Raw genomic sequence first — 13,482 nt, forward strand, 5'->3', positions numbered from 1 at the left:
AGCGACTCCGCGTTGCAAATCAAGCTTCAACCCAATGACAAGCGCCGTCGCAGCTCGCCCTGATCCGCGATCAGGATGGCCCCGGCCGGTGCCGGCATCGGCGCCTGCGGCCACAGCAGCGTGCGATACCCAGCGGCGATTCCCGCCAGCGCCCCGGTCGGGCTGTCCTCGACCACGGTAATGTCCGCCCCTTCCAGCGCGAGCAGCCAGGCGGCACGCAGATAACCCTCCGGTTCCGGCTTGCCCTGCCGCACGTCATTGCGGCTCACCGACACCAGGTCGGGCTCCATCAGGCCGATCGCGCGCAGGTTCACATCCACGATGAGCCGCTCCGAATTGGAGACCACGGCCTGCGGCACGCCCAGTGCCTGCAATTCCCTGAACACCTCCAGCGCCTCGGCGCGCGGCTGCAGTCGGGCCGCCCGTTCCAGGTACGCATGGCTGCGCCATCGCCGCCAGTCGTTGAAGGGCATCGCCAGCCCGTAGCGCGCGCTGAAGGTCTCGTGGATCAGCCGCGCCGGCATGCCCACCACCAGCTCGTGCAAATTCGCCGGGGGCGTGATCCCTTCGGCCGCCAGTGACATCACCAGCGTCTCTTCATGCAGCGGCTCGCTGTCCACCAGCGTGCCGTCCAGGTCCCACAAGACCGCCATTCGATGCATGTTGTCCGTCCTCTTCTTCAGTAAGCGTCTCTTCCGTGCCGACAGCCGGCGCAGCGTGCCACCGATTTTGACGGAAAAAAGTTTTTGCGATGTGTTGTCAAAGAAAGAAATTCCTTTTATAGTCCAACCCATGCCAGCCGAGGCCCACGTCAAGAAGTCCTCGTCACCCGGCAGATTCCAAAGTGCCCTGAAACCCAAACTGAACTGGAACAACCCCATGAACAACGGAAAAATGCTGGATGGCAAGGTGGCGATCATCACGGGTGCCGCCTCCGGCATCGGTGAGGCCGTCGCCCGGATGTATTGCGAGAACCGCTGCAAGGTCCTCGGTGTCGACATCGATGCAGAGCGACTGCAGCGCATCGCCGCGGAGATCACCGCGGCCGGCGGCGAATTCGTCCCGGTCGTGGCCGACGTCACTGGCGAGCAGACCGTCATCGACTTCTTCAAGAAGGCCTACACCTTGTGGGGCAGCATCGACGTGGTCGTCAACAGCGCCGGCCGCGACTCGCTGGCGCCCCCGGTGACCGAGGTCACGCTGGACGAATGGAACAAGACCATCGGCCCGAACCTCACGGCCGTGTTCCTCTGCTGCCGCGAAGCCTTCCGCTACATGGAGAAGCAATCCAACGGCGGCCGCATCATCAACATGGGCTCCTCGTCGACCCGCGTCGCCTCCGGCCCCGGCCACAGCCCGTACCGCGCCTCCAAGCACGGCATGCTGGGCTTCTCGAAGAACATCCTGCTCGAAGGCAAGGACAAGAAGATCGGCGTGACGGTGCTGAACCCCTCGCACGTCAAGACGCCGATGACCGAGATCATCGACAAGGGCCTGTACGACGGCAACCTGAAGGCCTACGTCGACGGCTGGCTCGACGAAAAGGAAATCAAGGAAGGCATCCACGCCTCCTGCATCGAGGTCGACAGCGTGGCCTGGCTGGCACTGTTCGTGGCCACCCGCACGCCGGACATCACGATCCCGACGATCGCGCTCTACCCGACGCACAAGGTCCATCGCTACGGCATGGAAGTCTGAGCGGCCCGGACCCAAGCAAGGCGGCACCCCCATGAAAGCAGCGGTATTCCACCGGCCCGGGCAGATCACGCTCGAGGAGCGCGACATCTACGACATCGGCGACGACGAGATCCTCGTCAAGACGCGCACTGCCTCGATCTGCGGCACCGACCTTCGCATCCATGGCGGCGGCCACTTCAAGATCCGCGAGGGCCAGTCGCGGGTGCTGGGGCATGAACTGTCCGGCACGATTGCCCGCGTCGGCAAGCTGGTGTCGGGTTGGCGCGAGGGGCAGCGTGTCTCCTTCACGCCCAACATCGGCTGCGGCCATTGCGAGATGTGCCGCCAGGGCTACAACAACATGTGCCCCGACTACGAGGCCTTCGGCATCAGCCTGGATGGCGGCTTCCAGGAGTACATGCGAGTGCCGGCCATTGCCATCCGCGGCAACAACATCTTCGAGGTGCCGGAGCATCTGTCCTTCGAGGAGGCGGCGGTGATCGAGCCGCTGTCCTGCTGCTACAACGCCTTCAAGGGGCTGACCGTCACTCCGGAGGACACGGTGTTGATCATCGGCCCGGGACCGATCGGCGCGTGCTTCGTGCAGCTGGCCAAGGCCTGGGGCGCGCGGCAGGTCATCGTGGTGGGGCGCAGCGCGGGACGGCTGCGCGAGATCGAGAAGTTCGGCGCCGACATCCTGATCGATTCGAGCCAGGTCGACGTGCTGGCCGAAGTCATGCGCATCACCAAGGGGCGTGGCGTGGACGTGGTCGTCACGGCCGCTTCGTCGCCGGAGTTGCAACCCCTGTCGGTGCAGTTGCTGGCGGTGCATGGCCGGGTCAACTTCTTCGGCGGCCTGAAGAAGGGCACGCGCGTCGAGATCGACACCAATCTCGTGCACTACCGCGGACTGAAACTGCTGGGCACCACGGGCTCCAGCAACGAGGACTACTTCCGCTCCATGCGGCTCGTGTCCGACGGCCGCATCAACGTGCGCGACATCGTGAGCCACCGCTTCGCGCTGGACGACATCCATGAGGCATTCGAATTCGCCAAATCCGGCAAGGGCATGAAGACCCTCGTCGTGCAGTGACCGAGGAACATCCGATGACGACCCCCACCCACATGCAGGCCGCGGTGCTCAAGGCCGCCGGTGACCTGCGCTACGAAACCGTCGCCGTGCCTTCGACGCTCGGTCCGCAGGACACGCTCGTCAAGGTGATGGCGGCCGGCATCTGCGGCTCCGACATCGGCCGCGTGATGGTCACGGGCACCTACCGCTTTCCGACGATCCCCGGGCACGAGTTCGCCGGCGTCATCGAAGCGGTGGGATCCGAAGTAAGCAACGTCAAGCCCGGCGACAGGGTCGCGATCGCGCCCTTGCTGCCTTGCATGCAATGCGATGCCTGCCATCGCGGCAACTACTCGCTGTGCGACGACTACAGCTTCCTCGGCTCGCGCACCGACGGCGGCTTCGCGCAGTACGTCAAGGCGCCGGCACGCAACCTGGTGCGCTTCCCCGACACCATCGGCTTCGAGGAGGCCGCGACCATCGAGTCGGCGGCGATCATCCTGCACGGCATCCACAAGATCAACCTGCGCGCCGGCGATTCGGTGGCGGTCATCGGCATCGGCGCGCTGGGCTACTTCGCGGTGCGACTGGCCAAGCTGTCCGGCGCACGGCCGGTCATCGCGGTGGACATCGACGACACCAAGCTCGCGATGGCCCGCGAAGCCGGCGCCGACATCTGCATCAATGCCAGCGCTTCCGACCTGCACCAGCAGATCCGCGCAGCGACCGGTGGCGCCGGCGCCGACGTGGTGCTGGAGACGGCCGGCAACAACGCGGGCCGCGAGACGGCGATCCATGCGGCGCGCAAGCAGGGCACGATCGTGATCTACGGCTCGGCCCACCAGGACGTGGTGTTCAAGCCCGCCACCTTCGAGCGCGTGTTGCGCAACGAGTTGCACCTGGTCGGTTCATGGAACTCGTACTCGGTGCCCTTCCCGGGCAAGGAATGGTTCGACCTCATCGGCATGATCGAGGCCGGGGAGTTGAGCGCCAGGCCGTTGATCTCGCACATCCGTCCTTTGAGCGAGGCGCCGCGCATCTTCAGGGAGATCGCCGAACGCAGCTTCGGCGGCTACAGCAAGGTGATCTTCCTGCCGCACGGCACCCCCGAAACCATCGACCACTGAAGCGTCGCCGAACGAAGCGAACGAGGAGACAAGAAGATGACGAAGAAATACGTGCTGGCCCTCGATGAAGGCACGTCCAGCGCCCGCGCGATCCTTTTCGACAAGGCCGGCGAGATCGTCTCGATCGGCCAGCGCGAATTCCGCCAGATCTACCCGAACCCGGGCTGGGTCGAGCACGATCCGCTGGAGATCTGGAACGTGCAGTTGTCGGCCGCGCGCGAGGCGCTGCTGCAGGCCAACGTCCGCCCGGAAGAGATCGCCGCCATCGGCATTGCCAACCAGCGCGAGACCTGCGTGGTGTGGGACATCGCCACCGGACTGCCGATCCACAACGCACTGGTATGGCAGGACCGCCGCACCGCCGGCGTGTGCGACGAGCTCAAGGCACAGGGCTTGGAGTCCTACGTGCGGGAGACCACCGGCCTGGTCATCGACGCCTACTTCTCGGGCACCAAGATCGCATGGATCCTCGACAACGTGGAAGGTGCGCGCGAGCGTGCGGAACGCGGCGAACTGGCCGCGGGCACCATCGACAGCTGGCTGATCTGGAACCTCACCGAGGGCAGGGCGCACGTCACCGACTACTCGAACGCGTCGCGCACGATGCTCTACGACATCTACAAGGCGCAATGGGACGACAGGCTGCTGGCCGCGGTGCGCGTGCCGCGTGCGGTGCTGCCGCAGGTGCGCAATTCGTCGGAGGTCTACGGCATGTCGGCCGCGAAGTTCTTCGATGGCGTGGAGATCCCGGTGGCTTCCGCCGTGGGCGACCAGCAGGGCGCGCTGTTCGGCCAGAGCTGCTTCCAGCCCGGCATGGTGAAGTGCACCTACGGCACGGGTTGCTCGCTGCTGATGAACACCGGCGCAAAGCCCATGCCTTCGCGCAACAACCTGCTGACGACCGTGGCCTGGGGGCTGGACGGCAAGCTGGAGTACGCGCTGGAAGGCTTGATCTTCACTTGCGGTTCGGTCGTGCAATGGTTGCGCGATGAGCTGAAGCTGATCCATCTGTCGAGCGAAACGGAACTGGCCGCGCGCCAGGTGCCCGACACCAATGGCGCCTACTTCGTGCCCGCGTTCACCGGCCTCTCCGCGCCGTACTGGGACCAGTACGCACGCGGCGCGCTGCTGGGCATCACGCGCGGCACCAACCGCAACCACATCATCCGCGCCGCGCTGGAATCGATGGCCTTCCAGGTCAGGGACGTGATCGGCTGCATGGAGGCGGACAGCGGCATCGCGTTGTCGGACCTGAACGTCGACGGCGGGGCCGTCAGCAACAACTTCGTCATGCAGTTCCAGGCCGATCTGCTGGGCGTGCCCGTGATGCGCCCGAAGGTGGTCGACACCACGGCACGCGGCGCCGCCTTTCTTGCCGGCCTGGCCACCGGCTTCTGGGCCGACCAGGCCGACCTCGCCAACGCCTTCGCGCTGGACCGCAAGTTCACGCCGACGATGGCGCGGGCAGAAGCCGACAAGCGCTACGCCGGCTGGAGCCGCGCCGTGCAGCGCTCCCGCGATTGGGAACAACACTGAAGCAACCGATATGAACAACTACCAGCCCGCCACCCGGCGAACCATGTATTTCATCGGCGTGACCACCGCCAGCTCATCGATCATGAAGGTGTTCCCGGCCTGGGCCGAACACCTCGGCCTCGACGCCGTCATCAAGGGCTTCGACTTCCCGCCAGGCGATGCACCCGAGCGCTATGTCGAAGTGGTCGACTTCATCAAGAACGATCCGCTGTCGCTCGGCGGCCTGGTCACCACGCACAAGATGAACCTGCTCAAGGCGGCGCGCGGGCTGTTCGATGAACTGGACCCCTACGCCACCACCCTGCACGAGATCAGCTCGATCTCCAAGCGCGGCAACCGGCTCGTCGGCCATGCCAAGGATCCCATCTCGGTGGGCGTGGCGCTGGAGGCGATCGTGGATGCGGGCTATTGGGCGCGCACCGGCGGCCAGCTCTGCCTGCTGGGCTCGGGCGGCTCGTCGCTGGCGCTGTCGCTCTACCTGCACAACAAGGCGAAGGCCGGCGGCGATGTGCCCGCGAAGATCATCGTGACCGCGCGCCGCGAATCCAGCCTGGAGGAGATGCGCCATGTGCATCGCGAGATCGGCTTCGCGATCCCCATCGACTACGTGCTGACCCCGACGCCGGAAGACGCCGACCGCGTGCTGGCAGGCTTGCCGCGCGCATCCATGGTGGTCAACGCCACGGGCCTGGGCAAGGACCGCCCCGGCTCGCCGATCACCGACGCGGCCGTCTTCCCGCAGGACGGCATCGCCTGGGAATTCAACTACCGCGGCGACCTGGTCTTCCTCGACCAGGCCAATGCACAGAAGGACTCGCGCCACCTCAAGGTCGAAGGCGGCTGGGTCTATTTCATCCATGGCTGGACGCGTGTCATCGCCGAGGTGTTCGACGTGGAAATCCCGTCGTCGGGCCCCGCCTTCGACAAGCTCAGCCAGATCGCCATCGAAGCCACCACCACAAGGAAATGAACATGTTCGACGTCATCAACGCCAAATCCACCCTGGTCGATTTCGACCTCCACACCGGCCTGTCGAAGAGCCGCGAAACCCTGCGCCGCCCGCTGTCGGCCATGAAGGGCATGTACTGCGACGAGCAGGCCTTCGAAGCCACCGTCAAGGCCGGCGATCCGCTGGTCTACGAGTTCTTCGACATGGGCGTGCCCGACAGCTCCGGCGACGTGGCCTACGGCACCTCCATCACCTACCCCGGCAAGGTGGGCGACGAGTACCACATGACCAAGGGCCACTTCCACACCGTGCTCGACACCGCCGAGGTCTACTACTGCCTGCGCGGCCACGGCCTGATGATGATGGAAAGCCCCGAAGGCGAAGTCGAGGTGCAGGAGCTCACGCCCGGCAAGGCCGTCTATGTGCCGGGGCGCTATGCGCATCGCAGCATCAACATCTCGGCGAAGGAACCGCTGATCACCTTCTTCGCGTTCCCGGGCCATGCGGGCCACGACTACGGCAGCATCGAGACGCAAGGCTTCCGCAAGCTCGTGGTCGAGCGTGACGGCAAGCCCGCGCTGGTGGACAACCCGCGCTGGTCGAAGTGAACGCGCAGCCGTCGGCCGTTGAAGCCGTGGACCGCGCGGCCATGCCGGCAACGCTGGAGCGCCTGCCGAGCACGGACCTGCTGGCGGAGTTCTCGGCGCGCGAGGACGGCGATGCGGTCTCCGCCTGGTGGCTCGGGCAGGCCGGCTTCTGCATCCGCTGGCGCGACTTGCGCATTGCCGTTGATCCGTACCTGTCGGACTCGCTGGCGCGCAAGTACGCGGGCACCCGCTTTCCGCACCGCCGCATGATGGCCGCGCCGGTGCAGCCGGAGCAGTTGACCCAGCTCGACTTTGTGTTCTGCACCCACGCGCACACCGACCACATGGACGGCGACACGCTGTCGGCCATCGCGCGCAGCAACGCGCGCTGCCGCTTTGTCGTCCCACTGGCCGAGCGCGCGAAGGCGCTGGAGCGCGGCGTGCCGGCCGACCGGATGATCACCTTGCGTGCCGGCGATGAATTGCCCATCGGACCCGGCGCCAGCGTGGCTGTGGTGCCGGCGGCGCACGAGGAGCGCAGGTCGGATGCCGATGGCAACGACCTCTACCTCGGCTATGTCCTCAAGCTCGGGGAACGCACGCTCTACCACCCGGGCGACTGCGTGCCCTTCGAGGGCCTGGAGGACTGGCTGCGGCCGCACCGCATCGAGCTGGCCCTGCTGCCGGTGAACGGACGCGATGCGCTACGCGCCAGCAACGGCGTGCCGGGCAACTTTCATCTGCAGGAAGCCGTGGAACTGTGCTGCGCGGTGGGCATCGGCCGCATGCTGGGCCATCACTACGGCATGTTCGACTTCAACACGGTGCAGCCGGAGGACAGCGAGCGCGAGATCGCGCGCATGCGGCCGGTCTGCGGCGCGTCGCTGGTGCGGGCGGCCACGCGCTATGTGCTGAAGGCGGCACCAGCGAACGCATGACCGTGGGCGAAGGTCCGCGGTCTCAGGGAAATCAACGGAGCAGCGCTATGGAAACGGATTTGCAGGCGATCGAGGTCATGCCCGCGGTGGTCGCGGCACTGCGCGAGGCGCTGGGCCCGCGCGTCGTGCAATTGCCGCACGAGTTCGCAGGCCGGCACCATGCCGACGCGAGCCGCATGCCGTGCGCGGAGCCCATCGCGCTGGTGCGGCCCGGCAGCACGGAAGAGGTGTCTGTCGCACTGCGGATCTGCCATGCGCACCGGCAGCCGGTGGTCACGCAGGGTGGCCTCACGGGGCTCGCGGGTGGCGCCTGCCTGCTCGGCGGCGAGATTGCGCTCTCGCTCGAACGCATGCGCGGCATCGAGCATGTCGATGCGGTGTCCGCCACCATGATCGTGCTCGCCGGCACGCCGTTGCAGATGGTGCAGGAAGCCGCGGATGCCGCGGGCTTCCTCTTCCCGCTCGACCTCGGCGCGCGCGGCAGTTGCTCGATCGGCGGCAACCTCGCAACCAATGCCGGTGGCAACCGTGTCATCAAGTACGGAATGATGCGGGAGCAGGTGCTCGACGTCGAAGCCGTGCTGGCCGACGGCAGCGTGGTCGGCGGCCTGCACGGCATGATCAAGAACAACACCGGCTACGACCTGCGTAACCTGCTGGTCGGCAGCGAGGGCACATTGGCCATCATCACGCGCGTGGTACTGCGCCTGCGGCCGAAGCCCAGCGCGGTGTCGACGGCCTTCTGCGGCTTGCCGAGCTACGAAGCCGTGACGACACTGCTCTCACGCGCGCAAGCGATGCTGCCGGCGGGCGTGTCGGCCTTCGAGGTCATGTGGCCGAGCTACTACGACTTCTATACCGGCCGGCTGCCGGAACTGCGCGCGCCGCTGGCCGGCAAGCATGCCTTCTACGTGCTGCTCGAAAGCCTCGGTGCCGACCCCGAGCGCCAGGCTGAATCGTTCGAAGGCTTCCTCGGCGCGATGCTGGAGGAGGGCGTGGTCGAGGATGCGGCGCTGGCGAGTTCGGAGTCCGATGCACTCGCGTTCTGGGCCGTGCGCGATGCGCCGGGCGAGAACGCGCGACTGCTGCCGGGCCGCGTGTCCTTCGACGTGAGCTTTGCCATCGCCGAAGTGGGCGAGGCCGCGCGCCGCTGCGAGGCCGCCCTGCGTGCGCGCTGGCCGCGCGCCAACGTGCTGGTCTATGGCCACCTCGGCGACGGCAACGTGCACATCGTGGTGCAGGAACCCGACTGGCCGTCGACCACGGCGCGCGAGGTGCAGGACGTGGTCTACGGCGTGACCGGCGAGATGAAGGGATCGGTGTCCGCGGAGCACGGCATCGGCACCAAGCGCATGCATGTGCTGGGGCTGACCCGCACGCCGGTCGAGATCGCGGCAATGAAGGCGATTCGTGTCGCGCTGGATCCGCTGGGCATCCTCAATCCGGGCAAGCTGTTTTCGTAGCGAGGATGTCCGTGCGCAACTGGCGTGCGCCCGATAGCAAACGGAACGCCTGCATGGCTTGATATGTGGCAGACAGCGCCATATGCTGAAGGAGATGGCAACTCGACCCACGCCCACCCCACAGCCGACGGCGCGAGTCGGCTGGAACGACCGGGTTCAAACCGTGTCGATCCCGCTGGACTTCCGGTTTGCGGAGACCGTGCGCGAGGTCTTCATCCGCCGTGAAGGCGAAAGCGTCATCCTGACGCCGCGCCCGGCCGACTGGAGCGACTTCTTTGCATCGCCGGTTAAGGCCTCCCCGGACTTCATGGCTGACGCGGAGCGCATGCCCGTCCAGGAGCGGTCGTTTTGCGGACGCCGTTCTGCAGCTGGACACGGATAGCTGATCATCGATCAGTCTGGAGCGCCGCCTGCCGGTAAGGCGGCGGCAACGGGTTGTCAGTGCCTGCGGCCCTTTCTCGACGAGCGGCCTGTCGGCTTTGATGGCTGATTCCAGCAGATCAAAGCGTCCGGCGCGGCACCCTGCTGCTCTCTTGAGCAGGGCGCCCGATGTTCAGAACACAGACCGGATCATCCCGCCATCCACCTTCAGCGCCGCCCCGTTCACCGCCGACGCCCGCGCACTCGCAATGAAGGTCACGAAGTCCGCGATCTCCGCCGGATCGCTCAGCCGCTGGATCAATGAGGTCGGCCGGTTCTCGCGCATGAACTTCGCATGCGCTTCCCCGGGCGGCAGCTCCGGGAACACGTTGGCGATGAAGCCACCCACGCCCTCGGTGTTCACCGGCCCCGGCAGCACCGCATTGACCGTCACGCGCGTGCCCTTGGTCAACTCCGCGAGATTGCGCGACAGCGACAACTGCATCGTCTTGGTGGCGGAGTAGTGCGCCATCTCCGGCGCCGGGTTGATGCCCGATTCGCTGGCGACGAACACCACCCGCCCGCTGTTGCGCGCGAGCATGCCCTTCAGGTAGTGGCGTGACAGCCGCACGCCGCTCATCACATTGACCTCCACCAGCCGGTCCCACTGCGCATCGCTGGTCTCGAAGAAGTCGCTCGGCTCGTAGATGCCGAGGTTGTTGATCAGGATGTCGACCGCGTCGAAGGCAGCGATCGCGTCATCGCAGCCCTGCGCCGTGCCGAGGTCAGCGGCCAGCGCGTGCAGCACGGCGCCAGGCACCGCCTTGCGAATGCGCGCCAGCGCGCTCTCGATGCCGCCCGCCGTGCGCCCGTTGACGATGACCTGCGCGCCTTCACGCGCAAGCGAGGTCGCGATCGCTTCGCCGATGCCGCCGGACGAGCCGCTGACCAGCGCCGTCTTGCCTTGCAGTCCGAGTTCCATGTCGTGCTCCTGTACGTTGAGGAAGTTATTTTATTCCATTGATATTTACAAGCAAGGAAATTACTTCTATATTTCCGTCCGGGGATGACACCGCACTTTCATGGCGGCGACGACCTTCACCGGAGACATTCAATGGCAGGCTTGCGAGTCGAGGGTATCGAGAAAGCTTTCGGGCGTGGCGAGCGCGCGGTGCGCGCCGTGTGCGACCTGTCCTTCGAAGTGGCCGACCGGGAGTTCGTCTTCCTGCTCGGCCCTTCGGGCGCCGGCAAGACCACCACGCTGCGCACCATCGCCGGCCTGGAGCAGCCCGATGCCGGCCGCGTGCTGATCAATGGCGCAGACATGACCTGGGCCGCACCGCGCGAGCGCAACGTCGCCATGGTCTACGACAAGAACTCGCTGTATCCGCACCTGTCGGTGTTCGAGAACATGGCCTACCCCTTGCGCCTGCAGCGCCTGGCCGAGTCCGAACTGCGCGAACGCGTGATGGGCGTGGCGAAGATCCTGCAGATCGAGCGCATGCTGGAGCGTCGTCCGCGCGAGCTGTCGGGCGGCCAGCAACAGCGCGTGGCCATCGGCCGCATGCTGGTGCGGCGCGCTGACCTGTTCCTGATGGACGAGCCGATCTCGCACCTCGATGCCAAACTGCGCGCGCACATGCGGCTCGAGTTCAAGAAGCTGCAGCGCGAGTTCCAGTCCACCATCCTCTACGTCTCGCACGACCAGCTCGAAGCGATGACGATGGGTGACCGCATCGTCGCGATGAACGAAGGCGTGGTGCAGCAGATCGGCCCGCCGCGCGTCATCTTCGACCGGCCTGCGAACCGCTTCGTCGCGGGCTTCGTCGGCGAGCCGTCGATGAACATCGCCGACTGCACGCTGGAGGATGCGGGCGGCGCCGCCACGCTGCGCTTCGGCCACCAACGGCTGGCGCTCGACCGCGACTGGCTAGACGCTGCCGGCCTGGGCAATGCGCCCGCACGCGCCCTGTCGCTGGGCATCCGGCCGCAGCACCTGTCACTGGCGCCACACGCAGGACAGGGCGCGCCGAACGTGATCTGCGGCGTGGTCTATGCCGCCGAAACGCTCGGCTCGGAAACCATCCTCGACGTCGAAGCCGACGGCGTGATCTTCCGCGCCTGGATCCGCAACAGCGCGCTCGGCGGAGCGCCGGAGATCGGCGAGCCGATCGGCCTGCAGGTCGACCCGCGCGCCATCTATCTGTTCGATCGGGCTATCGGCAGGACGCTCGCCTACGCCGACCTGAGCCGGCTCGACGACGCGCATGCCCTCTCCAGCGGCAGCCCTCTCATCCACTGACCCGGCAGCCGCGCCGGGTCCATCCACCAAGCACAGGAGACAAAGATGACGACCGAATACTCAAGACGCCAGATCACCAGACTGCTCGGCAGTGCCGCTGCAGGGCTCGCCATGCCGGCGCTCTCGATGGCACAGGCCCGCAAGCGCCAGTTCGAGGGCCGCACCGTCAACCTGCTGGCGGTGCAGTTCGGCCACCACCAGCACCTCTGGAACCTGATCCCCGAGTTCCAGAAGGAGACCGGCATCAAGGTCAACCTCGAATACGCCCCCTTCGACCAGACCCGCGAGAAGACCTTGCTCGACATGAGCAGCAAGACCGGCCGCTTCGACCTCTTCACCATCGACATCATGTGGCTGGCCGAATACGCGGCCGCGGGCTACCTGGAGCCCTTGTCGAAGTACCTGAAGAACAAGGACCTCACCGCCGACGACTACGACATCGACGACTTCGTCCCGCGCGTCTTCAGCGGCACGGGCATCTACAACAACACGCTCTACAACATCGCCTTCGACTCCGGCACCGTCGGCCACGAGTTCCGTCGCGACTGGATGGAGAAGGCCAACCTGCCCGTGCCCAAGCGCTTCGACGGCAAGTTCACCCACACGGCCTTCATGGAAACCGTCGGCACACTCAACGAGGCGAGCAAGGGCGTGGCCGGCTATGTCACGCAGCCGCAGCGCTGGTTCTGGGGCTGGACCTTCACGCCGCTGATGTACGCCTTCCAGAAGCCCGCCAACATCGGCAACGAATTCGTCGACAAGGACTGGAACGTCACCGTCGCCAGCGACGACAACCTGGCCGCGCTCAAGTACTACCTCGGCTGGCGCAAGTTCACGCCGAAGAACGATGCCAACTTCGGCTACGGCGAAGTCGTGTCGCTCTACCAGCAGGGCAAGGCGGCCGGTGGCATCAATTACCTGGGCTTCATCGGCGAGCAGTTCGAAGGCAGCTCGCCGGTCGCAGGGAAGAACGTCTACCTGCACACGCCGGTCGGCCCGCATGGCCGGACCGACCCGTTCTTCGGCTCCTGGGGCCTCGGCGTTTCCGCCGATTCGAAGCAGAAGGAAGCGGCCTGGGTCTTCCTGCAATGGATCACCCACAAGAACCAGCTGATCCGCGCCTCGGAGAAGGGCGCCGGGCTGGTGCGGCATTCTCAGTTCAAGAGCCCGACGGTCGCGAAGGCGCAGCCCTGGGTGGTGGACTGCTACGACTTCCTGCTCAAGACCGCCAACCCCGACGAGCGCATCCGCGTGCCGGAGTGGGCGCAGATCTCCGAGGTGATGGGGCTCTACGGCAACAAGGCCTGGCTCAACGAGATGACGCCGGAGCAGGCGCTCGAAGCCATGGCCAAGGAGATGAAGGACGCCTTCCGCAAGGGCGGCTACTACCGCAGCAATGCGAAGAACCCGCCGCAGCTGTGGCGCAACCTCTCCTACTACGACAAGAAGCCTTCGGGCTGGATCTGAAAGA

13 protein-coding genes are annotated in these 13,482 nt (G+C 66.1%); 11 read left to right on the top strand and 2 right to left on the bottom strand.

Annotation, left to right across the window (positions count from 1 at the left end):
- Positions 1-26: 26 nt before the first annotated feature.
- Entirely contained in the window at positions 27-920 is an 894-nt protein-coding gene (locus WKW82_RS02850; RefSeq protein ID WP_340340929.1) for an HAD family hydrolase, read from the bottom strand.
- On the opposite strand from WKW82_RS02850, the gene WKW82_RS02855 reads away from it, so the two are divergent.
- From WKW82_RS02855 to vapB, 9 genes are all read left to right on the top strand, one after another.
- Positions 880-1,698: an SDR family oxidoreductase gene (locus WKW82_RS02855; protein WP_340340728.1), complete on the top strand. Its 819-nt coding sequence runs from the start codon at positions 880-882 to the stop codon at positions 1,696-1,698. The two genes, WKW82_RS02850 and WKW82_RS02855, sit on opposite strands and share 41 nt — an antisense overlap.
- 31 nt (positions 1,699-1,729) lie before the next feature.
- Positions 1,730-2,770, top strand: coding sequence for a zinc-dependent dehydrogenase (locus tag WKW82_RS02860; RefSeq protein ID WP_340340729.1), 1,041 nt, complete (start codon positions 1,730-1,732; stop codon positions 2,768-2,770).
- Positions 2,771-2,784: 14 nt separating this feature from the next.
- Positions 2,785-3,876 carry a galactitol-1-phosphate 5-dehydrogenase gene (locus WKW82_RS02865; protein ID WP_340340730.1) on the top strand — a complete coding sequence of 364 codons (1,092 nt, stop codon included), beginning with the start codon at positions 2,785-2,787 and terminating at the stop codon, positions 3,874-3,876.
- A 36-nt stretch (positions 3,877-3,912) separates the two neighbouring features.
- On the top strand, positions 3,913-5,412 hold the full coding sequence (gene glpK / locus WKW82_RS02870) for a glycerol kinase GlpK (RefSeq protein WP_340340731.1): 1,500 nt from the start codon (positions 3,913-3,915) through the stop codon (positions 5,410-5,412).
- 10 nt (positions 5,413-5,422) lie between these two features.
- Positions 5,423-6,382, top strand: coding sequence for a shikimate dehydrogenase family protein (locus tag WKW82_RS02875; RefSeq protein ID WP_340340732.1), 960 nt, complete (start codon positions 5,423-5,425; stop codon positions 6,380-6,382).
- Between the two features lie 2 nt (positions 6,383-6,384).
- On the top strand, positions 6,385-6,969 hold the full coding sequence (locus tag WKW82_RS02880) for a glucose-6-phosphate isomerase (RefSeq protein ID WP_340340733.1): 585 nt from the start codon (positions 6,385-6,387) through the stop codon (positions 6,967-6,969).
- Positions 6,966-7,886 carry an MBL fold metallo-hydrolase gene (locus WKW82_RS02885; protein ID WP_340340734.1) on the top strand — a complete coding sequence of 307 codons (921 nt, stop codon included), beginning with the start codon at positions 6,966-6,968 and terminating at the stop codon, positions 7,884-7,886. Before WKW82_RS02880 ends, WKW82_RS02885 begins: the two co-directional genes overlap by 4 nt.
- A 47-nt stretch (positions 7,887-7,933) precedes the next feature.
- Positions 7,934-9,349, top strand: a complete 1,416-nt coding sequence (locus WKW82_RS02890; RefSeq protein WP_340340735.1) for an FAD-binding oxidoreductase — start codon at positions 7,934-7,936, stop codon at positions 9,347-9,349.
- A gap of 94 nt (positions 9,350-9,443) precedes the next feature.
- Positions 9,444-9,731 carry a type II toxin-antitoxin system VapB family antitoxin gene (gene vapB / locus WKW82_RS02895; protein WP_340340930.1) on the top strand — a complete coding sequence of 96 codons (288 nt, stop codon included), beginning with the start codon at positions 9,444-9,446 and terminating at the stop codon, positions 9,729-9,731.
- Between the two features lie 171 nt (positions 9,732-9,902).
- Here the strand turns inward: vapB and WKW82_RS02900 are convergent, their stop codons facing one another.
- Positions 9,903-10,691 (bottom strand): SDR family NAD(P)-dependent oxidoreductase, encoded by a 789-nt coding sequence (locus WKW82_RS02900; protein ID WP_340340736.1) that lies wholly within the window; start codon positions 10,689-10,691, stop codon positions 9,903-9,905.
- A 132-nt stretch (positions 10,692-10,823) separates the two neighbouring features.
- Between WKW82_RS02900 and WKW82_RS02905 the strand changes: the two genes are divergently transcribed.
- Positions 10,824-12,011, top strand: coding sequence for an ABC transporter ATP-binding protein (locus WKW82_RS02905; protein WP_340340737.1), 1,188 nt, complete (start codon positions 10,824-10,826; stop codon positions 12,009-12,011).
- Between the two features lie 45 nt (positions 12,012-12,056).
- Complete coding sequence (locus WKW82_RS02910; RefSeq protein WP_340340738.1) at positions 12,057-13,478, top strand: ABC transporter substrate-binding protein; 1,422 nt, start codon at positions 12,057-12,059, stop codon at positions 13,476-13,478.
- Positions 13,479-13,482: the final 4 nt, after the last annotated feature.

Origin of the sequence: Variovorax rhizosphaerae (genome assembly GCF_037889975.1) — a bacterium.
Lineage (GTDB): Bacteria > Pseudomonadota > Gammaproteobacteria > Burkholderiales > Burkholderiaceae_C > Variovorax > Variovorax rhizosphaerae.